This is a genomic window from Mesorhizobium sp. ESP7-2 (assembly GCF_020164715.1).
GTDB lineage: Bacteria > Pseudomonadota > Alphaproteobacteria > Rhizobiales > Rhizobiaceae > Mesorhizobium.
In genome coordinates, this window is sequence record NZ_JAIUGQ010000004.1 from 94,404 (window position 1) to 121,288 (window position 26,885).

The window sequence follows — 26,885 nt, forward strand, 5'->3', positions numbered from 1 at the left end:
CGAGCGCGGCACTTGCCTTCGAACCGCGCAATACCGGGATATCCGTGAACAGTATCTTGAAGTCGGCGGACCCGACGATCGGCTGCGAAGTCGCGCGGGCGCGCCACTTTGGCGGGCCGCTTCGCCGCATCGCGGCGTCGCTCACCGTCTTCGTGGCCATCGGACTGACCATCGCCGGTTTCAGCGATGTCGTCCAAGACCTCGATTACGAAGCTCTTGTCAGGGCGATGCGTCACATGCCCGCCGCCGCCATCGGCTGGTCGATCTGCGCGACGATCCTGAGCTTTGCCGCACTCGTCGCAAGAGACGTCTGTGCGGTTCGTTATGTTGGCGGTCGCACTCCTCTTTTGGCACCGTTTCTGGCGGGGTTCTGCGGCACCGCGCTGGGCAATGCCGTGGGCTTCGGCACCCTCACCGGCGCGGCGGTTCGATATCGTATCTATGGCGCTGTCGGCATCAGGTCGCGCGACATTGCCCGGCTGTTGCTATTCATTGCCGGAGGTTTCGGACTGGGACTTGCCGGGTTCGGCGGATTCGCCGGGCTGATGGAGCCGGTACCGGTTGCGCATCTCCTGGGATGGCGGCCGGAGTTGCTGAGACTGATATCGGCCATGGCTCTCTCGGCGGCGGTGGCCATCGTGTTCTTCGGTCCGCGCGGCACCTTGCGAATAGGCGCGTTTTCAATTGCTGGCCCGAGCAAGATGCTCACGGCGGCGCAACTGCTGCTGGCCGCGACGCGCCTGACCGGTGCCGCGGCGGCGCTGTGGATCCTTCTGCCTGGCGCACCGATCGATTTCTTCACCTTTGCCGCAGTGTTCTCGGCCGCCACCGCCTTGGGCGCGGTGAGCAATCTGCCTGGCGGGATTGGGGTCTTCGAGGCCGTCGTGCTTTGGGCTCTCAAAGGACAGGCTTCTGCCGATTCGATAGCAGCGGCCCTGTTGACCTATCGCGGCATTTATTTCGCCGTGCCGCTGGCGCTTTCCGCGGCACTGCTGGCAATCTTCGAGACCCGCCTTGCCATCGGCCACGAACGATCCCGCGACGATCGCCTTGTCCGAGCCGCCGCCGGTCTGGCACCGCGCTTCATGGGCGTCATATCTTTCGCTGCCGGAGTGATGCTGCTCATTTCCGGCGCAACACCTACTTTCGGGCACCGGCTGGCAATCCTGTCCATGCGGCTGCCGCTGTGGATTGTCGAGACATCGCACTTCCTCGGCAGTCTGTTGGGCCTTGTCTTCCTGTTTGTCGCTCGCGGTCTCTTCGAGCGGCGGGACGGCGCCTGGTGGATTGCACTGGCGCTGGCAATCGCGAGCCTGGGTCTGTCACTCGCCAAGGGGCTGGCCTATGGCGAGGCAGGTTTCCTTTCTTTCCTGATTGCTCTTCTTCTCACGACGCGGCGGCAGTTCGATCGTCCGGCCTCGATGCTCGAACAACCATTCACGATTGGCTGGTTCGTCGCGGTGGCAGTCATCCTGGTCGCTGCCCAACTGATCTTTTTTCTGGCCTTCCGCGACGTCGACTACACGGCTCACGACCTTTGGTGGCAGTTCGAATTCGACGCGCAGGCTCCGCGGGCATTGCGCGCCTTGCTCGGAGCAGCAGTCATCGCGATAGCATTTGGCCTGTGGGAATTGCTTCGCCCGCCCAAGGGCCTTGCCTCGCCGCCCGATGCCGCCGCGCTCGCGCATGCATCGCGCATCATCGACCTGCAGGGCCGCAGCGAAAGCCTGCTTGCGATGATGGGAGACAAGAGCTTGCTCTTTTCCACCTCCGGCAAGGCTTTCATCATGTACGGCAAGCGCGGGCGCAGTTGGATTGCGCTTTTTGACCCCGTCGGCCCGTGCGAGGAATGGACGGAACTGATCCGGCGTTTCATCGGGCTCGCTGACGGCCATGGCGGGCGGGCGGCTTTTTACCAGATACGCCCCGAGAGCCTGCCATATTACCTGGATGCCGGCCTGACCGTCATGAAGCTCGGCGAGGAAGCATGTGTGCCGCTCACCGACTTCAGTCTCCAGGGCGGTGCGAAAGCCCATCTTCGTTATGCGCTCAAACGTGGCGAGCGCGATGGACTAACCTTCGAATTGGTGCCGCCGGATCGTGTGGCTTTCATCCTCGCCGCGCTGGAAACGATCTCGTCGGATTGGCTCGAAACACGGCGGAACGGCGAAAAAGGCTTCTCGGTTGCCGCGTTCGAACCACGCTATCTCGAGTCCCAATGGGTCGCGCTCGTCCGTCAACATGGCGTGCCCACCTCTTTCGTCACCGTGATGACGACCAGTTCGGTTCGGGAAGCATCGACAGGGTTGATGCGGCACGCACGCGGCACGTCACCATACGCGATGGAATTCCTGTTCACGAATCTGATGCTTCAGCTCAAGGAACTGAATTGCCGTTGCCTCAGTCTTGGCATGGCGCCGCTCAGCGGCATCGAGTCTCCGCCCCTCTCTTCCCGCTGGAACAGGCTGGGGGCCATCATCCGGCACTATGGCAGCCCGTTCTACAACTTTCGCGGCCTGAGACTTTTCAAGGACAAGTTCGATCCGATATGGGAGCCACGCTATCTGGCGGCGTCGGGCACGCTCAGTCCTTTCATGGCCCTTGCCGATGCCACCACTTTGATCAGCAGGGGGTTCAAGAGACCAAAGGAGCTTTCGAACCGTGAATAGGCTCTTCGCCTGCCTGCTTGCCGCGGCGGCAATGCTTTCTGCCACACCCGTCTTGGCGCTTGACGGTGGCCGCTTCGGCGACGTCCATGTCGCCTTGCCCGAGGGACCGATGCGCGGATACGTCGTGGTGTTTTCCGATATCGGCGGCTGGAGTGCTGCCGATCAGACTACGTTGGACGCTCTCGGCAAGAACGGGGCACTCGCGGTCGGCGTCGATACAAAGCTCTATCTCGACAGAATCGCCGATGGCGATCGCCCATGTGACAATCTCGTCGGCGACGTGGAGGCACTCAGCCGCCAGTTGCAGCGCACGCATGGCGGCCTTGAATATCACTTTCCGATCCTCGCCGGCGCCGGAGAAGGCGGCACCCTTGCCGGGGCCATTCTGGCGCAAGCGCCGGTCAACACGCTGTTGGGCGCCGTATCGCTGGACCCCAGCATCGGCTTGAGCGGCAAGCGCCCGGTTTGCGCCGGCGCACCGTCGACGCCCGGCGCCGGCGGGTACATCTACGGGCCGATTTCACCGCTGCACGGCTTCTGGGACGTCGGGCTGACGGCGTCCGAGCCCGCGAGCGCGAGAGAACACTTCGACCGACTTCGCGCCGCGGCTACGCCATTGACCTTCCAGTCAGTCAACTCCGGTAGTCGGGATGACATGTTGGTTGAACTGGTCGGACCGCATCTGGACCAGGGAACGGCCCAGGGCGTGGCCGCCCTGCCGCTTATAGAATTGCCGGCTTCGAAACCCTCGGGGCTGATGGCGATCGTGCTGTCGGGCGACGGAGGCTGGCGCGACCTCGACAAGACCATAGCGGAGGATCTGCAAGCGCGAGGGGTTTCCGTGGTCGGCTGGGACAGCGTTCGCTATTTCTGGAACGAGAAATCGCCGGAGCAAACGGCGGCCGACCTGGCGAGTGTCATTTCAGCCTATGGCGCGAAGTGGCATGCCGACAAGGTGGCGTTGATCGGTTATTCGTTTGGGGCGGACGTCCTGCCGTTCGCCTATGACGGGTTGCCCGCCGATCTCAGGCAGCGTGTCGCGATTGTTTCGCTATTGGGCTTCGCGGGCGCGGCCGATTGGAAGATTACCGTCGCCGGGTGGCTGGGAGCCCCGCCGAGCGCGAAAGCCACTCCCGTCGAACCAGCCGTCGGGCGCATGCCGGCTGCGGCCATTCAATGCTTTTACGGTGAGGAAGAGACCGACTCGTTTTGCCCGCAATTGGTCTCCCGGGGCGCCGAGGTCATTCGGACGGCGGGCGGTCACCATTTCGACGGTGACTATTCGAGGCTGGCGGAACGTATCTTGGCTACCTTCGAGCGCCATGCCGCGAAGCAAAAGTAGCTCCCAAATGTTGGCGGCTTCGTCATTGTGTACCGGTCAGGCTTTCGTGTGCCCGAAAGGCGGAAGACCAACCCGGGTTCAAAGCCCCAGATAGGCGCGGCGAACTTCGGGATCGTCGATGAGTTCCTTGGCCGCGCCCCGGTGCACGATATGGCCGGTCTCCATGACATAGCCACGGTCGGCGCCCGACAGCGCCAGATGCACGTCCTGTTCGACCAGAAGGATGGTCACGCCCTCGTCGCGGATGGTCGCCAGCACCGCCATCAACTGCTCGACCACGACCGGCGCCAGGCCAAGGCTCATCTCGTCGATCATCAGTAGGACGGGTGCCGCCATCAGCCCGCGCGCCATGGCGCACATCTGCTGCTCGCCGCCCGACATCGATCCGGCGAGCTGCTTCTTGCGTTCGCCAAGCCGGGGAAAGAGGCCGTACATGCGTTTGAGATCGCGTTGCACGGCCGCCTTGTCGCTGCGCCGGTAGGCGCCCATCAAGAGATTGTCCTCGACGGTCATGCGATCGAACAATTGTCGGCCTTCCGGCACCTGCACGAGCCCTGACGCAAACGCTTCGTCCGAGGTCATCGGCACCAGATCCCGGCCGGAAAATTCGATCTTTCCGGTGGCAGCGATCACACGCGACAGGGCGCGGAGCAATGTCGTCTTGCCGGCGCCATTGCCGCCGACGAGGGCGACGATCTCGGCCTTGTGCACTTCAAGCGAAACGTTCCGCAGCACCGGCATGCCGCCATAACCGGCGCCAAGGTCGGCGACCTTCAGCAGTGGCGCCTGGCCTTTCTTCGCCGCGGCACTCATGCGCGCCTCTTGCCGAGATAGGCCTCGACCACCGTCTTGTCGGAGAGCACCGCATCCGGCGCGCCGTCGGCGATCTTTTCGCCATGATGCAGCACCAGCAGCCGGTCCGACAGGCTCTTGATCGCCTTGATGACGTGTTCGATCACCAGAATGGAAATGCCTTGATCTCGCACCTTGCGGATGACGTCGATCACCTCGTCGATCTCGACATGGTTCAATCCCGCCATCACCTCATCGCACAACAGAAGCTTCGGCTGCATGGCCAACGCCTTGGCGAGTTCCAGCCGCTTGCGGCCCGGGCCGCCAAGTTCGTCGGCGCGCTGGTCGACGGATTTGCCAAGGCCGACGAAGTCGAGGTAGCCGCGCGCCCTTTCGCGCGCGCGGTTGAGATCGGCTTCGCCACCGCCGCGGCCGAACAGCGCGCCGACGGCGACATTGTCCAGAACCGACAGGCCGGGAAAGGGCCGCATGATCTGGAAGGTGCGGCCGATGCCGAGCCGTGCGCGCCGGTAAGCAGGCAGTTTGGCGATCGACTGTCCGGCGAAAATGATATCGCCGGAACTTGGCGCCAGCGTGCCGCTGATCAGGCTGACCAGTGTCGTCTTGCCTGCTCCGTTGGGTCCGATTACGCCGAGGATTTCGCCCTCGTCGAGTGTGAAGGAGACATCGTCGACGGCGATCAGCCCAGCGAAGCGGCGCGTGGCATGGCTGATTTGGAGGATCGTGCTCATATGCGATGTGCCCGGATGTTCTCGATGAAATAGCGCCATCCCGACTTGCGGAAACGACGCACCACGTCGGCCAGCCCACGCGGCATCAGCACCACGGCGGCCACCACCACGATGCCGAAGAACAGGCCGGCGACACTGGTCACCTCGCTCGACAGGAATTCCGACACCGCTGAAAGGGTGAAGGCACCGACGACAGGGCCAAGGATGGTGCCCGGCCCGCCGAATACGGCCATGATGATCATCTTGACGTTGAGGCTGATGTCGAAGGCGCTTTCGGGATCGAGAAAAGTGATCCAGTAGGCGTGAATGCCGCCGGCGAGCGCGCTGAATATGCCGGAGAGGGCAAAGGCGAGCACCTTGTAGAGCGTCGTGTTGACGCCCATGACGGCAGCACCTTCCTCGTTCTCCCGGATGGCGATCAACCCGAAACCAAAGCGGCTCCGTGTCAGCCAGAAGATGGTCAGCGTCGTCAGCACCAGCAGCCCGAGCGCCAGTTCGTAGAACAACGGGTCGTTGTTGAGCGGCGGCAGCACGAGGCCGATATTCTGGCCGGCCAATTCGATATTGGAGACAATGGCGATCATGACCTGCGCCAGCGCCAAGGTCGCGATCGCGAAATAGTGCCCTTTGAGCCTGAGCACTGGCAGTCCGAGCAGAAAAGCGAAGACGAGGGCCAGCGCCACGCCGAACACCAGCCCGACGGCGAAGGGTAGTTCCCATTGGACCATGGCGATGGCGACGCCGTAGCTGCCGAGGCCGTAAAACACCGAATTGCCGAACGAGGCATAGCCGGCATAGCCGCCGATGATGTTCCAGCCTTGCGCCAGAACAGCCAGCAGCAGCGCGTTGATGCCGAACTGGACCAGCACGTCCGAACCGAACCACGGCACGACGGCGAGCGCCGCGATCACGACCAACGCGATGACTATACGGGGAGCGGTCATGCGGTTTTGCCCAACAGGCCGCTCGGTCGCACGATCAGCACGGCGACCAGCACGCCGAAGCTTGCCACGTCGGCGAAAGTCGCGCCGATATAGAGCACCGCCAGTGACTCGATGATGCCGAGGAACAGCCCTCCGACCAGGACGCCGAACGGATTGTCCAGTCCGCCGATGATGGAGATGGCGAAACACTTGGCGGTCAATGCCGCGCCAATATAGGGATTTATCTGCGACACCGTGCCGTAAAGCCCACCGGCAGCACCGGCAAGTCCGATGCCAATGCCGAAGGTCACGGCATAAAGGTGACGCGGCTCGACGCCGTAAAGCCTTGCCGCCACGAGGTTCTGCGCTGTGGCGCGAATGGCGCGGCCAAGCTTGGAGCGCAGCAGGAAAGCCCACATGGCGAGCGTCAGCACGATGGCGACGCCGAATGCCATCAGTCGCGCCTGCGGCAGTACGACCGGACCGAGTGCGATGCTGTTGCCGGCGTAGGGCGGGTTGATGGTGCGGAAGTCGGCGGAGAAGGCAAGCTGTGCCAGATAGGTCAGCACCACCTCCAACCCGAAGGTGATCAGCAACGTGTTGAACATCGGCGCGCGCACGACAAGATTGAGCAGACCGCGCTGCACCGCGTAGCCGAGTGTGAACATGATTATGGCCGTCATCGGCAGGCCGAGGAAAGGGTCGATGCCGAGATAGGTGTAGAGATGCCAGGACAGGTAGGCGCCCAGCATGATGAAGGCGCCATGCGCCAAGTTGACGATGTTGAGCACGCCCCAGACAAGGGCGAGCCCGAGCGCCATGATGGCGTAGAGGCCGCCCAGCAGGATGCCGTTGATCAGGATTTGCGCCAGCAGATCCACGCCGTTCCCCTCAGTCCGATCTTGTCAAAGGTCAGCGCTTGTCCCAGGCCGGCATCGGATATTTCGGTTTCTCGACGAAACCGTTGGCGCCATAGATCGCCTTGAGCTCCGTTCCCTGAACCTGGATCACCGTCTGGGACAGGTTGATCTGACCGTTTTCAGCGAAGGCAATCTTGCCGTAAAGGCTGTCGAGGTTGAGCTTGGCGAGCGCATCGCGCACCTTGGCGGGGTCGGTGCCGCCGGCATCCTCGATCGCCTGTGCCAGTGCCTCGACATCGGCCGCGGCCGACGCGGCGTGGTAATCGGGATCGTAGTTGTATTTCGCCTTGTAGTCCTTGGCGAAGGTAGCGGCATCGCCGAACCATTTGTCCTTCAGTTCCGCCGAAGGCAGCCAGGCGGTCATGCCGAAGGCATAGTCGGCGTCGGCGCCCAGCGCCTTGCGGAAGTCCTCGCTCGGCACGCCGACGGTGAAGGAGTAGAGCTTTGGGGCGACGGCGAGGCTTTTCGCCTGGCGCACGAAATTGAGGATTTCGGTTTCGTGGCCGGCTACCAGGACGACCTCGGCGCCATTGCTCTTGATCTGTGACAGCAGCGAATTAAAGTCGCTGGCGTTGGAACTGTATTTCTCGTCCATGTCAATCGTCAGCCCCGCATCCTTCAGCAATGGCCGCGTGCCATCCGCTACCGAGACGTCGAAAGCGTCGTCGGCATAGAGAAGCGCGACGGATTTGGGTGCCGGGTCGAGTTCCTTCAGCATCTTCACCGTCGAGGCGAAATAGTTGCTCGCCGGCGCCAGCGTGCCGAATATGTATTTGAACTTGCGCGAGAAAATCTGGTCGGATGCGCCGCCGCCCTGAACCATCGGTATCCGGTACTTTTCCGAGACGGCCGAATCCGCCAGCGCGAAATTCGACGCGAACGGCCCGAGCAGCAGGGCGACCTTGTCCTGCGAGACCAACTGCGTGTACTGCCGCACGCTCAAATTCACATCCGACTGGTTGTCGTAGATTTTCAGCGCCAGCTTGTGTTTCTCGCCGCCCACGGTGACACCGCCGGCTGCGTTGATCTTGTCGATCGCGAACTCGTAGGCGTCCTTGTAATAGCGGCCGGTATTGGCCGAGGCGCCGGTCAACTGCACCGATGCGCCAAGCACGATGTCGTCCGCGGATGCCGCGCCCGATGAAAATGCGAGGGCCGCGCCGGCCAGCAAGGCGCCGGCCAGATGAAGCATGCTGTTTGACATGGTGTCTCCTCCCTAAGCGTCTTTTGTTGTGCCATCGGCAATGAGCCGCAGGCTGGTGGTGGCATCAACCAAAGCCGTTCGGGAACGCCATTGGCTAGAGCCTGAAACTGGAGTTCAAGCGCTCCGGGGCAAGAGGGGCGATACGACATTCGTTTGACGCGCGACCGTCGCCAGGCGTGGCCTCTATCGTCAGCGGTGCCCTTCCAGCAAGGGGATCGGCACGAGGTTCTGCGGCTGATACTGGGCCAGTCGTCGCAAGCCCGCGGGGTCGCTCAACGCGATGAGCCGCGCTTTGCTGGTGATCAGCTGTTCGGCGCGCAGCTGCTGCATGACCCGGTTGAGATGTGGCACGCTCAGCCCGAGTGCGTCCGCCATGACCTCCTGCGAGAAGGGCAGATCAAAACTCGTCTCTGGCGCAAGTCCTACCTCGACAAGGCGCGCATGAATCTCGAGAAGAAGGTGGGCCAACCGTTCGATCGGTGTGCGCCGGCCGAGATTGACAATGTGCTCCGCGTAGTTCGCTGCCTCCTGCGCGGCGAGCCAACTCAAGACCAGTCCGAATTGCGGCTGCTCGTAGCAGAGACGGATATAGGAATCGAGCGAGCAGACGGTGCACGTCAATTCCGTCAGTGCCACGACAGCATAGGTGGACCGATCGAAAAAGCTGACCGGAAACCCGATCACGTCGCCGGGCAGGATGAGCTTGAGGATCTGTCGCTTGCCACTCCGCAGCAGTCTGTAGCGGATCGCGTAGCCCTCTTTGATAAAGCACAGGCTCCGGAACTGCGACCCATGGATGACGAGTTCCTCTCGCTTCCTGACAGTCACGTCGCGTTCGAAGATTGCTTCAAGACTGGCGAGGTCGGCCGCGTCCAGTTTCATGACGCGCGTCAGTCTGGTCATGATCGCGTGACCGGTCAGCGGCATACCAATGTTCCAAACTGCGAGAGGCCGATCGTCCACAGCATCCTGCGGTGGCTTGTTAATCTAGATCATTAATCCAAATCATCCAACGAAAGTTGCATTGACCGAACCGCTCCCGCGGCTGCGAATGCCAGTGCGATCCGGCTTGTTTCCACGGCCGGTGGAAAATGGGGCAACAACGAGTGCCCCTGGAGGTCTTGCCGAGGGAGGAATATCCGATGCTATTCGACGATCATAAACCAGCCAGCCTGTCCCGCCGTACCTTGCTTCATGCTGGTGCCGGCTTTGCCGGCAGCTTCATGTTGCCGGCTTCCTTCATTCGTCCGGTTTATGCCGCGGACGACAAGCCGGCAATCGGCACGTGGCCGGCAGGCTCGCAGGGCGACACCGTCTATATCGGCGCCACCGTGCCGCGCACTGGCGCCTATGCCGTACAGGGTGAGGACGAGCTCAAGGGTATGCAGCTAGCCGTCGAGCACATCAACGCCGGTAGCGATCTGCTCAAGCAGATCGCGCCGAAGGTCGACAAGGGTGTGCTCGGCAAGAAGGTGGAACTTGTCGTCGCCGATTCCGGTGCCAAGCCCAACAATGCCGTGCAGTCTCAGCAGACGTTCATCAACGACCACAAGATCATCGCCATGACGGGGTCGACCTCGTCGGCAGTCGCGGTGGCGCTGAACAAGTTCGCGGAACGTGAGAAGATCCTCTATCTGGTGGCCATATCCGGCTCGAACGACACCACCGGCAAGGATTGCGCACGCTACTCGTTCCGCCAGTGCGTCTATGGTGAGACTTGCGCCAACGCTATAGGCCCGGTGCTGTTGAAGAACTTCGGCAAGGGCAAGAAAGCGGCGTTCATGACGCCCGACTACACCTATGGCCATACGGTAACCAAGTCGGTCAACGACTATCTGACAGCCAATGGCGGCTGGGAAATGGTGACCAATCAGATCTCGCCGCTGGGCACGCAGGACTTCAGCCAGTATCTCACCAACATCGCCAATTCCGGTGCCGAGTTCATCATCAACGTCAACTGGGGGCGTGACGCCGTGCTGTCGGTGCAGCAGGCCAAGCAATTCGGCCTGACGCCGAACATGAAAATGGTGATCCCTTACCAGATTCCGTTCCTGGCCAAGGAGGTGGGTGCCGAACTCACTGAAGGCGTGTTTGCCGCCACTGATTTCTGGTGGACGATGGAGGACAAGTATCCGCTCGCCAAGATGTTCGTCGACGAGTTCCAGAAGAAGTACAACTACCGGCCGGAATGGGGCGCCGAAAACAGCTACATGCAGTTCGCCATCTGGGCGCGCATGGTCTCGGAAGCCGGGACCTTCTATCCGCCGGATGTCATCAAGCAGTACGAGAAGGGCGAGACCTTCCCCTCCATGGTCGGCGACGTCAAGTTCCGGCCCGAGGACCATCAGCTCATCCGTCCCGTCGTCATCGTCCGCGGCAAGGCGCCGAAGGACATGAAGAACGACGAGGATTTCTGGGAGGTGCTCGACGTCGTGCCGGGCGAAGGCCTGATGCAGAAGCCGGACGCCTTCGGCTGCAAGCTTGGCGATTACACCTGACGGTCACAACTGCCTTCTCCGCGTCATCGATGCGGAGAAGGACTTCATCCCGTTTACGGCAGACCAAAGAGGGCGCGAAGCAGTGTCTTTGCGGCTTGAGGTCTGGCCGATTAACTATCGCATGGCAACGGATTGCCTGTCATTATGGCGGGCTGGACGGCGACGCGACAGGCTATTCATCAACCTCAAAGCGGGCGGCAGCGTGGTCAATTGGGCTAATTTCATTTCGCAATGCTTCAACGGGCTGGTGCTCGGCGCGCTTCTGGCGCTGATTTCCTCCGGTCTGACCATCATCTACGGCACGCTCGGCGTGCTCAACTTTGCGCATGGCGCGATGTTCATGCTCGGCGGCTATGCCGGTTGGGTCGCCTATGACTATACGGGCTCCTTCATTGTTGCGCTCATCGCCGGCTCCCTCTTCGTCATGCTGGTCGGCGTCCTTATGGAGCGGCTTATCATCCGCTACTTCTACGCTCGTCCGCAGGAGGATCAGATCCTCGTCACCTTCGGACTGGGCATCGTCTTCGTCGAGGGGGTGCGCTTCTTCTTCGGCAGCCTGTCAAAGACGGTGCCGCCACCGAGCCTGTTCCAAGGCATCACCAATCTCGGCTTCATGGTCTACCCGACCTATCGTCTGGCGTTGCTCGGCATCGTTGCCGTGGCGTTGCTGGCGCTCTATTTCGTGCTCTACCGTACCCGCATCGGCATGATCGTGCGCGCTGGCATCGAGGATTCGGTCATGGTCGGCTCGCTGGGCATCGACGTCTACAAGGTCTTCATGCTGGTGTTCGGCATCGGCGCCATGGCGGCGGGCTTCGCCGGCATCGTCAACGCGCCGGTGGTATCGATCGCGCCTGATGTCGGCGAGGCGATCCTGGTGCAGACCTTCGTCGTGGTGGTCATCGGCGGCGTCGGATCGTTCCCGGGTGCGGTGCTCGGCGGCATCATCGCAGGCGAGATCATCTCCATCACCTCGATGTTCAATCCAGGCTATGCCTATGTCATGCTTTTCGTGGCGATGACTCTCGTGCTGGTGCTGCGTCCTTACGGACTGCTCGGCACGGCGGGCCGCGAGTGAACGCGGTCCGCTCATGAACATGAAACGCTCCTTCCTCGTCGAGGTGCTGACGGTGATCGCACTGATCGCCGCGCCTTTCGTCCTCCCGCATCTCGGCTTCGCGCCGACAACCATCAACCGCATCCTGATCTGGGGCCTGTTCGGGCTCGGTTTCGACATCCTCTTCGGCTACACCGGCCTGCTTTCCTTCGGCCAGTCGGCCTTCTACGGCACCGGTGGGATGTTCGCCGCCTACCTGTTGACCGAACTGAATTTTCCTTACGTCATGGTGGCGATCGTCATCGGCGCTGTCGTCGCCGGCTTCGTCGGCTATCTCGTAGGGATGGTCGCGCTCCGGCGCACCGGCATCTATTTCGCCATGATCACCGTGGCGATTTCGGAAGTGTTCTTCTTCGTCGAGTTCAACCCGCTATCGGCCTATACCGGAGGGGAGAACGGTCTGCCGGGCGTGCCGACGCCGAGCGTCTTTCTCGGTTTCACCACGCTTAGGTTCGATTCCGACTGGGCGACGTATACCTTCCTGGCATTCTGGTACTTCGTCGGCTTGGTGATTGCCCTGCGTATCGTGCGCTCGCCGGTCGGAGCCATTCTTTCCGCCATCCGCGACAATCCCCTGCGCGCGGCCGCGCTCGGCCACAACATCCACGCCTACAAGCATACCGCCTTCGTGGTCGCCGCGATCTACGCCGGCTTTGCCGGGGGCCTGCTCGGCGTCATGCAGGGCTTCATGCCGCCGGATGCGTTCATGTTCGATACATCAGGTCAACTCGTCATGCAGACCGCGATAGGCGGTGCCGGCACACTGTTCGGGCCTCTGGTGGGAGCGACCGTGTGGCTTTTCCTCAGCGATTTCTTCCAGAACACGCTCCACCTTGGCGCGACATGGAAGCTGGTGCTCGGCATTGTTTTCGTGCTGCTGGTCGTCTTCCTGAGGCGCGGTATCGTCGGCGCCATCGCGGACGTCTACGATCTGGCGACGGGCGCCAGGAAAACCGTTGAGCCGGTCGAGGCGGCAGCAATCACCCCGCCGGTCGCGCCGGGTTCGTCGCCGGTCGTCGTCGAGGCGATGCCGGCGCGCCACCGTTCCACGGACCACGCTTCCGGTCCCATCTTGCAGGCTACGGGATTGAGCAAACGCTACGGCGGCCTGATGGCCAACAGCGATATCGACTTCACCATCAACCATGGTGAGACGCGGGGCATCATCGGACCAAATGGTGCCGGCAAGAGCACCTTCTTCAAGATGCTTACCTGCGAGGTGTCGCCGACCTCGGGCAAAATCGTGTTCGAGGGCCGCGACATCACCGGTATGAGCGTGACGGACGTCTGCCAGCTCGGACTGACCAAGAGCTACCAGATCAACCAGCTCTTCGACCGGCTGACCGTCAGGCAGAACCTTACAATCGCCGCGCTTGGCGAAATCCGCGGCAAGTTCAGGCTCGACCTGTTCCGCAATATCCGCAAGATCCCGGGCCTCGACGAGCAGGTCGAGCGCACGCTGGCGCTGGTCAACCTGACGCACTGCCCGGACACGCTGGTCTCGCAACTCGCCTATGGCGAGAAACGCCGGCTGGAGATCGGGCTGGCGCTGGCGACTTCGCCGAGCCTGCTGCTGCTCGACGAGCCGCTGGCCGGCATGAGTCCGCGCGAGCGCGTCGAAACGGTTGCGCTGCTGAAGTCGATCGCGCGCGGCCGCACGATGATCATCATCGACCACGATATGGATTCGCTGTTTGAACTGGTCGAGACGGTCACTGTGCTGCAAGAGGGTCGCATCCTCGCTCACGGCATCCCGGAGCAGATCAAGACCAATCCAAAGGTGCAGGAAGCCTATCTCGGCGGCGTTCACGGAGAAGTTGCCTGATGAGCCTGCTCGAGGTCGAAGGTCTGAACAGCTACTACGGCGACAGCCACATTCTGTTCGACGTATCGCTGCGCGTGGAGAAAAACGAGGTTGTCGCGCTCCTTGGCAGGAACGGCGCCGGCAAGTCGACGACGCTGAAGAGCCTGATGGGTGTCGTCACGCCGCGCACAGGCAGCATCAAGTTCGATGGCGAGGAACTGGCGGGCAGGAAGGCGCACAGAATCGCGCAGCTCGGCATGCAACTCGTGCACGAGGATCGCCGCATCTTCGGCAGCCTGAATGTCGAGGACAACATCATCCTTGCGGGCCTGACCGCCGATAACAGGTGGCCGCTCGAGCGCATCTACGAGATGTTCCCGCGGCTGAAGGAGAGGCGCACCAGCCGGGGCACGGACCTCTCCGGGGGCGAACAGCAGATGTTGGCGATCGCCCGCGCGCTCGTGCGCGACCCGAAGATCATCCTGCTGGACGAACCGTTCGAAGGGCTTGCCCCGGTTATTGTCCAGGATCTCGTCAAAGCCTGTCGCGAACTGGCCGAGGCCGGGCAGACCATCGTGCTGGTGGAACAGAACCTGGCCGCGACCTTGGCGCTTGCAAAGCGCGTCTATATCATCAACAACGGCCACATTGCCCATGAAGGACCGGCCGCCGAGATCAAGGCGCAGCCGGAACTCTTGCAGCGCTACCTCGGCGTATAGACTAGAAGCGCGGAGTGGGTTGCTCGGTAAGCCATCGGACGAGCTTCCCGACATTTCGGGGAACGTTTTCTTCAGTTGCCGGGCAACAGGCGCGCTTCCCGTGCGGCCTCGATGAATGCCATTCGGGCGGCTTCCGCCTTTGCTTCATCTTCCATCGCGGCTCGACAGGCGTGATGAGCGGCCAGAATCTTGGGTGAGCCGCCATGGCGCAGCCTTTCACGGAGCAGTTCATCCGCCTGGCGCGCGCTAATGATGTTTCTGATGCTTCCGAAGATGCCTACCGTCACCGATACAGGAGCGGCAAACCAACCCTGAGCCATAACCAGACCTCGTACGTTACATCGCAGACATGAACAGAACCGCTCGCTTGGGCGGACCAACGGTTTCTTGCCTTCCGGAATCAAAGCCGGCTAACTGACCGTTGGGGCTGTCTTCGATGCGGAATTTATGTCACAGCATGACATATATGCATGAGAGCGGCGCCCGACAAGGTGTTCGAATTTCCAAGGCCGATTCTCTGTGTCGGAACATTGGCTACCCAGGATGGCCAGGCTGACATGGGTTCCATGGCTCCCCATACTCATGACGATCCTGCGACTTTGCGATGGACGATTGATCATCCATTCACCGGTGGCCCATGCCCCAGGCATGGCGCAATGAGGCGGGGGTCTGGATTGGCCGTCCAAAGCCTCGGAGCATACGCGCGACCGTATCGACCAGAGATGCGTTCGTGGGCGCCGTCGAACCGTCCGGCAGCAGAAGATTGTTCTCGAAGCCGACCCGGACATCTCCGCCCAGCAGCGCCCCGGCGGACACGCAGGCAGCCTCGTCGCGGCCGAAGGCGCAGACCATGAAGGAACTGAAGGCCGGAATACCTGGCGAAAGAAACGGTAGCAGATCCGTGGGCGCCGATTGCTGCGATGTCGTGTAGCGGCCAAGGACGAAGAGCACGGGAACGTCGTCCCAGGGGATCATGCCCCGCCGCTGTAGATCGCACAGGTACAGTGCCTCGCCGGGATCGTAGAGTATGATCTGCGGCAACACGCGTTCGCGCTTCAGCCAGTCGAGGAACGAGGCGAAAACCGGCTCGGCATCCCGGTCCGGGACAAGCTCGCGCAGTGCCAGCGAGACGGCCTCGGGCCTGGTCTCGCGCACCGCTTCCATCTGCCTGCCGGGCTGATAGACGCCAAGCGCCTCGCTGGTGATTTGCACCACCATTGCATTGCCAACCGTCTGTCGAATGGCAGCGGTGGCGGCGCGATAGGCGTCGGGGTCGAGAATGTGCCGGCCATCCCGGTCGCGCACATGCAGGTGAATCATGGCCGCGCCGGCCTCGAGGCACTCGGCCGCCGTCCGCGCCAGTTCGGCCGGCGTCATCGGCAAGCCCGGATGGTCGGCCTTGCTGCGTCTGCCGCCATTCGGCGCGACGGCGATCGCGACGGGCCTGTCCGAGGATTGGGACTGCATGGGCATACCGGTGGCTGGACAATTGGATCACCAACATAACTTGTGAAACACTTGTTGCAAACAAAATCGATGCGCGGCAGACTGCCTCGATGGACCAGGGGCCCTTGGCGGAACGCATCGTCGCGGAGTTCGACGGCATGTCGGCGCAGCTGCAGACCGCGGCTCGCTACATGCTCGACCATCCGAGCGACGTGGCCTTGCTTTCCATGCGCGAGCAGGCGCGGCAGGCGGGGGTGCAGCCGGCCACCATGACGCGTCTGGCCCAGCATCTCGGCTTCGAAGGATATGATGTCGTGCGCGATTCCTACGCCGCGGCGGTGCGCAGCGGATATCCCGGCTTTGCAGGAAAAGCGGGGGTCCAGCTGCGCAGCCAGAAGCTCAAGGGCGACCGCGCTCAAGCCGCCGAGATGCTGGACTCGCTAGCCGCCCAGTTCGCCCAGCTTGCCAGGCCAGATAGGCTAGACCGCATCGTGGCTGCGGCGAGACGGCTCTCGGCCGCGCGCCGGATCTATTGCCTCGGCCTGCGCTCCAGCCATCCTGTCGCCTGGCATATCCACTATGTCCTGTCGCTCGTTGGCGAGAAATCGGTGCTGCTCGACGGCGTGGCCGGAACCGGTGCCGACGCGATTGGCCGCGCCACCAATGACGATGTGCTGCTCGTGGCGAGCGTGCTCCCCTACACCCGCCAGACGGTCGAGGTCGCCGAATATGCGGCCGGACGCGGTGTCTGCGTCGTCGCGATCACGGACAGCGAGGTGGCGCCGCTCGCCCAGATCGCGGCGGAGGTCATCCTCGTTCCAACGCAGACCCCATCCTTCCTCCACACCATGGCGCCGGCCTTCGCCGTAGCGGAAATCCTGGCAGCGGTCGTCGCCGGCCATGGCGGCGAGCAGGCGCTGGCGGAGATACGACGTACCGACGAACACCATGCGGCGCTCAATGTTCATCTGAAACCGCGGCTCGGCAAAAAATGACCCATCTTCTCCATCGCACCACCAAAGGTTCGCTTCCGATCGCCGTCGGCGGCAAAGGCATCCAGATATTCGACAGCGACGGCCGCTCCTACATCGATGCATCCGGCGGCGCGGCGGTGTCGTGTCTCGGCCACGGCCATCCCGACGTCATCGCCGCCTTGCATGAACAACTCGACCGCATCGCCTATGCCCACACCGGCTTCTTCAGTACGGAGGCGGCCGAACGTTTGGCCGACCGCCTGGTTGAAGACGCGCCGGCTGGGATCAGCCATGCCTATCTCTTGAGCGGCGGATCGGAAGCGGTGGAGGCGGCGCTGAAGATGGCGCGGCAGTATTTTGTCGAGAAAGGCGAGCCGCAGCGGCGTCACGTCATCGCCCGCCGCCAGAGCTATCACGGCAACACTCTTGGCGCGCTCGCCGCGGGCGGCAATGAATGGCGGCGGCGGCAATTTCAGCCGCTTCTCATCGAAACCCATCATATCGATCCATGTTTCGCCTATCGCCATCAACTGCCAGGAGAAAGCGATGCCGACTACGCAGCGCGGGCAGCACAGCCCCTGGAGGACAAGATACTCGAACTCGGCTCCGGCGAGGTCATCGCCTTTGTCGCCGAGACGGTGGTCGGCGCGACCGCCGGCGCCGTGCCGCCGGTGGCGGACTACCTGAAGCGCGTCCGCGCCATCTGCGACCGTTACGGCGTGCTGCTCATCCTCGACGAGGTAATGTGCGGCATGGGCCGCACCGGCACGCTTCACGCCTGCGAACAGGACGGTGTCGTTCCCGATCTCATGACCATCGCCAAGGGGCTAGGCGGCGGTTATCAGCCCGTCGGCGCCGTGCTGCTCGGCCAGCATATCTTCGACGCCTTCGCCAACGGCTCCGGCTTCTTCCAGCACGGCCACACCTATATGGGTCATCCGATGGCCGCGGCGGCCGGCCTTGCCGTCCAGGAGGTGATCCGTCGCGACCATCTGCTCGACAACGTCAAGGCGATGGGCATGCATCTGCAACGGCGCCTGGGCGAACGCTTCGGCAATCATCGTCATGTCGGCGACATTCGCGGCCGTGGCCTGTTCCAGGCGATCGAACTGGTCGCCGACCGCGGTTCGAAGGAGCCTTTCGATCCGGCGCTGAAGCTCAACGTCCGCATCAAGCGCGAAGCCATGAACAACGGCCTGATGGTCTATCCCATGGGCGGCACGATCGACGGCGTCAGAGGCGACCATGTGCTGCTCGCGCCGCCGTTCATTTCCACCAGCCAGGACATCGATGCCATCGTCGAACGGCTCGGCGATGCCGTCGATGCAGCCTTGCGCGCTCCCGACTTGGCGGGACGCGCCTGACCAGAGCCCGGCGCAAGGCCGGACCAAACCACCAGAGAGGTAGTCGAAATGCGTAGTCTGCTGAAAACCCTGATAGCCGCGGGCGCGGCGGGGTGTCTGCTTGCGGCCACACCCTCGTTCGCCGAGCAGAAGTTCATCACCATAGGCACCGGCGGCGTGACCGGCGTCTATTATGCCGTTGGCGGCGCCATTTGCCGGCTCATGAACAAGGACAGGCAGAAGACCGGCATACGCTGCTCGACCGAATCGACCGGCGGTTCGGTTTTCAACGTCAATTCGATCAATACCGGCGACCTCGATTTCGGCCTCACCCAGTCCGACGTGCAGTTTCAGGCCTATAACGGCGTCGGCAATTTCGACGGCAAGGCGGTGAAGGATCTGCGCGCGGTCTTCTCGGTCCACCCCGAACCGTTCACCGTGCTGGCGCGGCCCGATGCGGGCGTGAAGACCTTCGAGGATTTCAAGGGCAAACGCTTCAATGTCGGCAATCCCGGTTCCGGCACGCGGTCCTCGATGGAAGAGCTGTTGAAGCAGATGGGCTGGACCTTGAAGGACTTTTCGCTAGCTGCCGAGCTCAAGGCCGATGAGCAGGGCAGTGCGCTCTGCGACAACAAGATCGACGGCTTCTTCTATGGCGTCGGACATCCGTCAGCCGCGATCCAGGATCCGACGACCGCCTGCGGCGCCAAGCTCGTTCCGCTGACCGGCCCCGCCGTCGACGCGCTGGTGAAGGCGCATCCCTATTATTCGGTCGCGACCATCCCCGGCGGCATGTACGCCAACAATCCCGATCCGACGACGACGTTCGGCGTGCGCGCCACGGTGGTGACGAGCGCCAAGACCCCGGACGACGTGGTCTACGAAATGGTCAAGGCGGTTTTCGAGAACTTTGACGACTTCAAGAAGCTGCATCCGGCTTTCGCCAATCTCGACCCCAAGGAGATGATCAAGGCCGGCCTCTCGGCGCCGCTGCATCCCGGCGCCGAGCGCTACTACAAGGAAAAAGGCTGGCTCTGAGCTTCAGCTGGGCCGGGCTGCCTGAGGGGCGGTCCGGCCACGGAGCCGAAAAGACCAAAATGAAAAAACAATCGGTCGAGGGGAACAATGACAGACCAGTTCCGCAAGGCAGGAGCACCTGAAGACGTCGATATCGACAGACTGAACGAGATTGTCGCGGAAGCGGATACGGGCGGCCGCAAGCCGACCGGCTTGGCCGCGCATCTGGTCTTGGCGGTCGCGCTGGCCTGGTCGCTGTTCCAGCTTTGGTACTCCTCGCCGATCCCTTTCATGCTCGGTTTCGGCGTCGTCAGCGACGGCATTGCGCGTTCCATTCATCTGGCCTTTGCGCTGTTCCTGGCGCTCGTCACCTTCCCCGCTTTCAAAAGCTCTTCACGCAGCCGCGTTCCATTGCCCGACTGGATCCTTGCCATAGCCGGCGCTGCGGCGGCGCTTTACCTCGTCGTCTTCTACGGCGAGATCGCCACCCGGCCCGGGCTCCCCACGACCGCGGATCTCGTCATCTCCATCATCGGCATCGTGATACTGATGGAAGCCGCCCGGCGAGCCGTCGGTCCCGCCATCACCGTCATCGCCGGGCTGATGCTGATCTACATTTTCGTCGGCCCCTATATGCCCGGCCTGCTGGCGCACAAAGGCGCGACGCTGTCGCGCGCCGCCTCGCAGATGTGGCTCACTTCCGAGGGTGTGTTCGGCGTCGCGCTCGGCGTCTCGACCAACGTCGTCTTCATGTTCGTGCTGTTTGGAACGCTGCTCGAGCGTGCCGGGGCAGGCGGCTATTTCATCCTGCTTGCCTTCTCCATCCTCGGCAAATATCGCGGCGGCCCCGCCAAGGCCGGAGTCGTCGCCTCAGGCCTGACAGGCATGATTTCAGGATCGTCGATCGCCAATGTCGTCACCACCGGCACCTTCACCATTCCCCTGATGAAGCGCGTCGGCTACACGCCGGTCAAAGCCGGCGCCATCGAATGCGCCGCCGGGGTCAACGGGCAGATCATGCCCCCCGTGATGGGGGCAGCCGCCTTCCTCATCGCCGAATATGTCGGCATTTCCTATGCCGAGGTGGTCAAGCACGCCTTCTTTCCCGCGCTGCTCACCTACGGCTCGCTCTTCTATATCGTCGACATCGAAGCGATGAAGATGGGCCTGAAGGGCCTGCCGTCGCGCAGCCGCCATCCCGCCTTGCAAGGGGCGCTGCGCTCGCTGATGGGCATCTGCGCCTTCGTCATCCTGGCCGGACTCGTCTATTACGGCATTGGCTGGACCAAGACCGTCTTCGGCAGCGCCGCGACTTGGATGATCGTCGCGGCGCTTGCCGTCGTCTATGTCTGTCTCGTCGCTTACAGGGCAAAGCATCCCGACCTGCCGCTCGACAGCCTCAAGGGCGATATCCTGGAAATTCCGCATTTCGGCGACACGGCACGGACGGGCCTGCATTTCCTGCTGCCGGTGGTGCTCCTCATCTGGTGCCTGATGGTCGAGGAGCTTTCGCCCGGCCTTTCCGCCTTCTGGGGCTCCGCCGCCTTGATGGTATTGGTCGTCACGCAGCGCCCGCTGACGGCGTTCTTTCGCAAGCAAGATCTCATGCCGCGTTGGCGCGAAGGTTTCGTCGATCTCATCGAGGGACTGTCGGCCGCGGCGCGCAACATGACCACGGTCGGCATCGCCACGGCGACGGCCGGCATCATCGTCGGCACGGTGCTCTTGACCGGTGTCGGGCTTGTGATGACCGAACTCGTCGAATTCATCTCGGCCGGCAGCTTCATCGTCATGCTGCTGTTCACCGCCCTTATCTGCATCATTCTGGGAATGGGCATGCCGACCACGGCCAGCTATGTCGTCGTCGCCACGCTGATGGCGCCGGTGATGGTCGACCTCGCCGCGCAGAACGACCTGGCCGTACCGCTGGTAGCCGTGCATCTCTTCGTCTTCTATTTCGGGCTGATGGCCGATGTGACGCCGCCGGTCGGTCTGGCGGCGTATGCCGCGGCCGCGATTTCGGGCGCCGATCCGGTCAAGACCGGCTTTCAGGGATTCAAGTACGAAATCAGGACGGCACTGCTGCCTTTCATCTTCATCTTCAACAACGGCCTGCTGATGATCGACATCCAGGGGCCGCTGGATTTCATCATGGTCATCGCCACGTCGGCGCTGGCAATGGTGGCCTTCGTGGCGGCGACGCAGAACTGGTTCCTGGTTCGCAACCGGTGGTACGAGGCCATTGCGCTGTTGCTGATCTGCTTCACGCTGTTTCGGCCGGGCTATTGGCTCGATCTGGTTGATGAGCCCTTTGTTGCAAAACCCGTATCGCAATTGAACCAGACGATCGATGCCACGCCCGCCGGTCAAGCGGTTCGTGTCAAGCTGAAGACGGTCAACATCAACGGCGACGAGATCGAGAAACTGATCAGGCTCGATCTCGCCGAAGGCAAAAATGCGGCGGAGCGGCTGGAAAGCGCGGGATTGACCGTGAGTGCGCTCGGCGACACGATGACAGTCGGGATCGTGCGTCTCGGCAGCCAGGCGGCAAAATTCGGTCTGCAGCCCGGAGACGAAATCATCGGGGTCATGGTGCCGAGCAGCCGGCCGTCACGCTACTGGTTCGTGCTTCCGGCGCTCTTGCTGTTCGGGCTGGTTTTCTGGCTGCAGAGACGCCGGAGGGCGGATAGCCTGGCGGCTGCAGCAGCACCTTAAAGCACGTCGCGTTCGAGCGGATTCATGCGACGCGGTTCGGGCCTCTGCCTCACGCATGTCGCTGGCTTCTGTCCGTCATCGCCTTTCCTGGTCACGGGCCGGGCGATGCGGCTGACGGATCCGCGGCCGCGCCGGAATTGCAAGGCGCTGAGCCCGAATATTGCCCCGAGAGCGGCCCATAGGAAGGTGCTGAAAGTGAGCGGACTGGTAAGCCAGTCTAGCATGGACACCGCGTCGCCCGGCGCGGCGTAGGCGAGATAGCCAAGACTGGTCGACAGTGCAACGCCAGCACTCACAGCCAGTATGGTTTCAAAAATCGGTCTCGACACAGCGCCAAGGAACGCAAAAATGTGGCGCCATTCAAGCGCAAACTATCAAATTCGATTGTTCCGCCGGCCTCGAATGGCCAAGCCAGTCAATTGCCGCCGTACATGACCTTCGGCAGCCACACGACGATCGAGGGGAACACAATGCACAGGCCCACTCCGATGGCTTGCAGACACAAGAAGGGCACCGCGGATCTGAAGATCGTTGCCATTGAAATCTCCGGCGGCGCAACACTCTTCAGGTAAAACAGCGAATAGCCAAACGGCGGGCTCAGGAAAGCCATCTGCATGTTGACCATGAATATGACGCCGTACCAAAGCGGGACGTCTTCGGGAGCCACGCCGGCGAACCCAAACGCGCCGCCGAACTGAAGCGACTTGAGGATGGGCAGAAAGATCGGCACGGTCAGAAGGAGGATTCCCACCCAGTCCAGAAACATGCCGAGGACGAAAAGGATCGCCATCATCAGAATAAGAACGCCGTAGGGCGCCAGACCCGTCCCCAGAATGGACTCGGCCACGAAGTTCTGCCCGCCCTTCAAGATGAAAAAGCCGACGAACATGGTGGCGCCGAAAAATATCCACATGACCATCGCCGTCGCCTTCAGGGTCGATACGCTGGCGTCGCGGACCGTGCCCCAGGTCAGGCGCCGGTGTGCCGCACAGACGATGAAGGCACCGAACGTACCGATGCCGGCGGCCTCGACAGGCGTGGCAATGCCCATGAAGATGACCCCGAGCACAAGCAGGATCAGGAGTATCGGCATGAACGTGCGGCGCAAAAGCTTGAGTTTTTCGGTGAAGGCGATGCGCTCGTTCGGCGGCAACGCGGGTCCGAGCTTCGGGTTGATGTAGCAGCGCGCCGTCACGTAAGCGACATACATTCCCGACAGCAGCAGCCCGGGAAACACCGACCCGATCAAAAGTTCGCCCAGCGACTGCTGCGCGACGACGGCGTAGACGATCGCCATGACGGAGGGTGGGATGAGAATGCCAAGCGTTCCGCCGGCGAGAAGTGAGCCGCAGGCGAGCTTGGCGTCGTAGTTTCGGCGCAACATCGCCGGCAGCGCTATCATGCCCATCGTCACTTCCGTCGCCCCGACCACGCCTACCATCGCGGCCAGCAGGGTGCAGGAGATCACAGTGGCCGAGGCGAGCCCGCCCTTCAGCCCGCCCAGCCATTTGTAGACGACGTCGAACAACTCCTCGATGATACCCGCCTTCTCGAGAATCGCGGCCATGAAGATGAAAAGCGGCACCGCCGAGAGCTGGTAATCCGTCATGAACGGGAAGACCCGGGAGGGCAGCATGTTCAGCATGGCCGAGTTGCCGAACAGGAAGAGGAAAAGCACAGCAAGGCTGCCGGTGCAAAAGGCCATCGGCAGCCCGAGCAGCAGAAGTACGCCCAGGCCCCCGAACATCAATATGCTGAGCCACAGGATCGGAAGTTCGAGTCCCATCGCTCAGCCGATCCTTCTGGTGGCAATGGCGATGTCGCGCATCAGCCGGGACAGACCCTGAAGCAACAGCAGCGCCGCCCCGATGGGGATGGCGAGCTTTACCGGCCAGTACTGGATACCCCATTCGGTGAAAGAACGCTCGCCAACCGCCATTGCGTCACTGGCAAAACGCCAGCCCGTAACGAGCATGGTGCCCGTGAACAGGAAAAAGAAGGCCGAGGTGATGATGTCGCAGATCGCACGACCACGTTCCGAGAGATGGCTGTAGACGATGTCTACCCTGACATGGGTTTCGTCGCGATAGGCATAGGCTCCGGCCAGCATGTACTGGATGCCGAACATGAGAAACATGCTCTCGTGCACCCAGTTCGTCGGCGAGTTGAAAACGTAACGCGCCACGACCTCGTAGTAATAGGCGATGACCGCGAGGACCGCCCAGTAGGCGACCAACTCGCCCGTGACCCTGACCAGCCAGTCAACGGGCCGGAAAACAGCGAGTGGCTGCTTGACGGGTGTGACGGGCACGTCGGTCACGAGCGGGTGGACGTCGGTTGGGGCCGGTTGCCGCTCACGTTCCCGGGCGCGGCGAACCAGGCCGGGCACTAGAAAGATGTCGCCCACGAGAACGATGCCGAGGAGAATTCCGGCAATTCGCGCGAGGTTGTTCGATCGGACGAGCCCGCCAATGGCGGCAGCGTTGTTGTCGCGGGCGCTCACCGCATCCGCGTCGGCCTTGGCGAGGCGATCGGCGGCGCCGGCCTTGCCGGATGCAACGTCCGCCTTGGCATGCGTCAAGACCCTTTCGGCATGCTCGGCCTGCGACCGCGCCAGCGACAATGCCTCGCGTCCGTCGCGCACCTGCCCACTCGTCCAGAGCACGGCGACGAAGAACGGGATGAACAAGAACCCCCAGCGGCTCTTCAGGTAGAAGCGATGCATGCCGAGAAATCCGGCGGTGATCAGAAAGAAATAGGCGAGGAACAGGTTGGCGCGGCCGGCGTCGCGTTGTGCCCGCTCGCGGTAGACAAAGAAGACCGCGGCAAGCGGGAAAAGCACGAGGCTCGACCAGTAGAGCCAGTGCGGCAGCACAAAAGTGAGTGAGGGCATCGGTGAACGCCTGTTGAAGGAGAGTGCGTCCGCCGTCACCGACGGACGCCAAGTGGCTTCACAGGTTGATCGACAACCCCTGATACATATCCGGCGTGACGTAACCGACGGTCGGGTTTTCCATCACCTCAAGCTGCAGCTTGAAGATGCGCGCCGCCTCCTTGTCCTTGTTGGCCCACTCGAACCAGATCGGAACGGCGATTTCCTGGAACTTCTGCAGATCGTCGGGTCCAAGCCGATTGATTTCAATTCCGGCATCCAGGAATTTCTGCCAGGCCGCCATGTCGGCCTTCTGGATGGCTCCGAAATGGATATTGGAATAGACTTGGATTTCGTCTTCGACGAACTTCTTGAGATTGTCCGGGAGTTGGTTCCAGACATTCATGTTGACGGCAAAATCCATCAGGTCGACAGGCTGATACACCGACATCAATCCGGGCGGCCCCATGGAAATGTACTTGGTCACCTGCTGGAACCCGAGTGCCCAGTTCACCGCCGGGCCTGTGTAGTCGGCGGCATCGATCGTGCCTTTCTCCAGCGCGGAGAACACCTCGCCGCCCGGCAGCAGCGTTGTCTTGGCGCCGGCCTTCGCGAACGTCTCGGCAATCATGCCGCCCGGCACGCGCAGCTTGAGGTCCCTGAAATCCTCGATCGAACGGATCGGCGTCTTCGAATGGATGATGTTCGGGCCGTGATGAATGCGGTTGACATAGTAAAGGCCCTGAGCGGCATAAAGGTCGCGCGCAGCCTGCAGGCCACCCTTTGAATAGAAAAAGATGTCCCACTCGTGCGGGTAGCGCAGTCCCATCGTATAGGACGAAAGAAAGGCGGTCGCCGGAAGCTTGCCGGCCCAGTATAGCGAGAACGAGTTCATCGCTTCCAGAACGCCGTTCTTCACGCCGTCGAAAAGCTCGAAATCGCCAACGATATCCTTGGCCTTGAAAGGCTGGAATGCGAGCTGGCCTCCCGTCTTGTCCTTGATGGTCCCGCACCAGTTCTGAAAGGTTTCGAGCCCGACGCCCGCCGGCCACGAGGTCTGGATTTTCCAGGTGATGGTATCCGCTGCTCCGGCCCTGCGAACCCAGGGAGCCGCAACCGCCGTCGCCGTGAGCCCGGCGACAAGTCCGCTCGACTTCAGAAAGCTTCGCCTTGATTTGGAATGTGTTTCTCCGTCCATTGTCTTTCCTCCCTATGCGGCAACGGACACATGGTGGACACGCCGCCGACCTCAAATGTTAGACAATAACACAAGACACCCTTAGCTGGCTGAGGCCTGCCCCCTCGCAATCCTTTCCGGCCGAGTTGCAAGTGCCGTCAAAGATGCGGAAGAAACCTCACAGCCAGTAAGTAACATAGCGTGGTGCGAACATTTTCAACCTCTATGCGCTCTGCGCAAGCTTCCGGCGGCATCTTTGGCGCGGATCTTGCCGATTGTCCCGGTTCATAAACCTCTGCCAGACGGCTGCGACCATGGTTCTGTTCGACATCGGTGCTGCGCTGCCGCTGCTGATCCTCGGCATGTTGTCGCGCGAAACCCTGCTGCGCTGGCTCCGCCGCGATGGGCCGGTCGTTGCCGAAGGGCAGCGGGGCTTCGAGGTCGCGCCGGTCTCGCCCGAGGCTCTCAAGGTGATCGCGGCACTGCGGCAATTGCTGGAATGCCATACGATGGAATTGTCCTTCGCCGCTGGCGACATGGACTGGGAGGGCAGGGTGGTGTCGGCCCATCACAAGCTCCACCAGATGGAAATCCGGATGAT

21 protein-coding genes and 1 pseudogene are annotated in these 26,885 nt (G+C 62.2%); 11 read left to right on the forward strand and 11 right to left on the reverse strand.

Going from position 1 to position 26,885, the window contains the following annotated elements; all coding sequences use genetic code 11:
- The first annotated feature begins 44 nt into the window (after positions 1-44).
- The gene (gene mprF / locus LB543_RS06020) at positions 45-2,669 is read left to right on the forward strand and encodes a bifunctional lysylphosphatidylglycerol flippase/synthetase MprF (RefSeq protein WP_224613424.1); all 2,625 of its coding nucleotides are present in this window, start codon (positions 45-47) and stop codon (positions 2,667-2,669) included.
- Positions 2,670-2,793: 124 nt separating this feature from the next.
- Positions 2,794-4,011, forward strand: coding sequence for a virulence factor family protein (locus LB543_RS34050; RefSeq protein WP_224613425.1), 1,218 nt, complete (start codon positions 2,794-2,796; stop codon positions 4,009-4,011).
- 78 nt (positions 4,012-4,089) lie between these two features.
- Here the strand turns inward: LB543_RS34050 and LB543_RS06030 are convergent, their stop codons facing one another.
- The 6 genes from LB543_RS06030 to LB543_RS06055 all read right to left on the reverse strand — a co-directional run bounded on the left by LB543_RS06030 (position 4,090) and on the right by LB543_RS06055 (position 9,529).
- Positions 4,090-4,824: an ABC transporter ATP-binding protein gene (locus LB543_RS06030; protein WP_140811466.1), complete on the reverse strand. Its 735-nt coding sequence runs from the start codon at positions 4,822-4,824 to the stop codon at positions 4,090-4,092.
- Positions 4,821-5,555 (reverse strand): ABC transporter ATP-binding protein, encoded by a 735-nt coding sequence (locus LB543_RS06035; protein ID WP_224613426.1) that lies wholly within the window; start codon positions 5,553-5,555, stop codon positions 4,821-4,823. Before LB543_RS06035 ends, LB543_RS06030 begins: the two co-directional genes overlap by 4 nt.
- Complete coding sequence (locus LB543_RS06040) at positions 5,552-6,499, reverse strand: branched-chain amino acid ABC transporter permease (RefSeq protein WP_224613427.1); 948 nt, start codon at positions 6,497-6,499, stop codon at positions 5,552-5,554. Before LB543_RS06040 ends, LB543_RS06035 begins: the two co-directional genes overlap by 4 nt.
- Positions 6,496-7,359 carry a branched-chain amino acid ABC transporter permease gene (locus LB543_RS06045; protein WP_224613428.1) on the reverse strand — a complete coding sequence of 288 codons (864 nt, stop codon included), beginning with the start codon at positions 7,357-7,359 and terminating at the stop codon, positions 6,496-6,498. The genes LB543_RS06040 and LB543_RS06045 overlap by 4 nt, the downstream gene beginning before the upstream one ends.
- Before the next feature lie 31 nt (positions 7,360-7,390).
- Complete coding sequence (locus tag LB543_RS06050; protein WP_224613429.1) at positions 7,391-8,602, reverse strand: amino acid ABC transporter substrate-binding protein; 1,212 nt, start codon at positions 8,600-8,602, stop codon at positions 7,391-7,393.
- A 189-nt stretch (positions 8,603-8,791) separates the two neighbouring features.
- A complete protein-coding gene (locus LB543_RS06055; RefSeq protein WP_140760845.1) occupies positions 8,792-9,529 on the reverse strand; it encodes a Crp/Fnr family transcriptional regulator in 738 nt (245 codons plus the stop codon).
- A 215-nt stretch (positions 9,530-9,744) separates the two neighbouring features.
- Between LB543_RS06055 and LB543_RS06060 the strand changes: the two genes are divergently transcribed.
- The 4 genes from LB543_RS06060 (at position 9,745) to LB543_RS06075 (ending at position 14,740) form a co-directional block, all read left to right on the forward strand.
- Positions 9,745-11,100, forward strand: a complete 1,356-nt coding sequence (locus LB543_RS06060; protein ID WP_411908742.1) for a substrate-binding protein — start codon at positions 9,745-9,747, stop codon at positions 11,098-11,100.
- Positions 11,101-11,302: 202 nt separating this feature from the next.
- Positions 11,303-12,178: a branched-chain amino acid ABC transporter permease gene (locus LB543_RS06065; protein ID WP_140760841.1), complete on the forward strand. Its 876-nt coding sequence runs from the start codon at positions 11,303-11,305 to the stop codon at positions 12,176-12,178.
- A gap of 13 nt (positions 12,179-12,191) precedes the next feature.
- Entirely contained in the window at positions 12,192-14,042 is a 1,851-nt protein-coding gene (locus LB543_RS06070) for an ABC transporter permease subunit (protein WP_224613430.1), read from the forward strand.
- Positions 14,042-14,740 (forward strand): ABC transporter ATP-binding protein, encoded by a 699-nt coding sequence (locus LB543_RS06075; RefSeq protein ID WP_224596998.1) that lies wholly within the window; start codon positions 14,042-14,044, stop codon positions 14,738-14,740. Before LB543_RS06070 ends, LB543_RS06075 begins: the two co-directional genes overlap by 1 nt.
- Positions 14,741-14,811: 71 nt before the next feature.
- Here the strand turns inward: LB543_RS06075 and LB543_RS06080 are convergent, their stop codons facing one another.
- Together LB543_RS06080 and LB543_RS06085 are read right to left on the reverse strand one after the other, a co-directional pair.
- Positions 14,812-15,060: a DUF982 domain-containing protein gene (locus LB543_RS06080; RefSeq protein WP_140760835.1), complete on the reverse strand. Its 249-nt coding sequence runs from the start codon at positions 15,058-15,060 to the stop codon at positions 14,812-14,814.
- A gap of 304 nt (positions 15,061-15,364) precedes the next feature.
- Positions 15,365-16,207 carry a 3-keto-5-aminohexanoate cleavage protein gene (locus tag LB543_RS06085; protein ID WP_224613431.1) on the reverse strand — a complete coding sequence of 281 codons (843 nt, stop codon included), beginning with the start codon at positions 16,205-16,207 and terminating at the stop codon, positions 15,365-15,367.
- A gap of 89 nt (positions 16,208-16,296) precedes the next feature.
- On the opposite strand from LB543_RS06085, the gene LB543_RS06090 reads away from it, so the two are divergent.
- From LB543_RS06090 to LB543_RS06105, 4 genes are all read left to right on the forward strand, one after another.
- Positions 16,297-17,181 (forward strand): MurR/RpiR family transcriptional regulator, encoded by an 885-nt coding sequence (locus tag LB543_RS06090; RefSeq protein WP_140760831.1) that lies wholly within the window; start codon positions 16,297-16,299, stop codon positions 17,179-17,181.
- Positions 17,178-18,524: an aspartate aminotransferase family protein gene (locus LB543_RS06095; protein ID WP_224613432.1), complete on the forward strand. Its 1,347-nt coding sequence runs from the start codon at positions 17,178-17,180 to the stop codon at positions 18,522-18,524. The genes LB543_RS06090 and LB543_RS06095 overlap by 4 nt, the downstream gene beginning before the upstream one ends.
- A 48-nt stretch (positions 18,525-18,572) precedes the next feature.
- Positions 18,573-19,541 (forward strand): TAXI family TRAP transporter solute-binding subunit, encoded by a 969-nt coding sequence (locus LB543_RS06100; RefSeq protein ID WP_140811452.1) that lies wholly within the window; start codon positions 18,573-18,575, stop codon positions 19,539-19,541.
- 87 nt (positions 19,542-19,628) lie between these two features.
- Entirely contained in the window at positions 19,629-22,235 is a 2,607-nt protein-coding gene (locus tag LB543_RS06105; protein WP_224613433.1) for a TRAP transporter permease, read from the forward strand.
- Positions 22,236-22,650: 415 nt separating this feature from the next.
- Here LB543_RS06105 and LB543_RS06110 read toward each other — a convergent pair whose 3' ends face one another.
- From LB543_RS06110 to dctP, 3 genes are read right to left on the reverse strand one after another with little or no spacing between them, the layout of a single operon-like run.
- Positions 22,651-24,021, reverse strand: coding sequence for a TRAP transporter large permease subunit (locus tag LB543_RS06110; protein ID WP_224613434.1), 1,371 nt, complete (start codon positions 24,019-24,021; stop codon positions 22,651-22,653).
- A 3-nt stretch (positions 24,022-24,024) separates the two neighbouring features.
- Complete coding sequence (locus LB543_RS06115) at positions 24,025-25,128, reverse strand: TRAP transporter small permease subunit (RefSeq protein ID WP_224613435.1); 1,104 nt, start codon at positions 25,126-25,128, stop codon at positions 24,025-24,027.
- A gap of 58 nt (positions 25,129-25,186) precedes the next feature.
- Positions 25,187-26,305 (reverse strand): TRAP transporter substrate-binding protein DctP, encoded by a 1,119-nt coding sequence (gene dctP, locus LB543_RS06120; RefSeq protein ID WP_224613436.1) that lies wholly within the window; start codon positions 26,303-26,305, stop codon positions 25,187-25,189.
- 359 nt (positions 26,306-26,664) lie between these two features.
- On the opposite strand from dctP, the pseudogene LB543_RS06125 reads away from it, so the two are divergent.
- Positions 26,665-26,874: pseudogene (locus tag LB543_RS06125) on the forward strand (GntR family transcriptional regulator); the annotation flags it as partial.
- Positions 26,875-26,885: the final 11 nt, after the last annotated feature.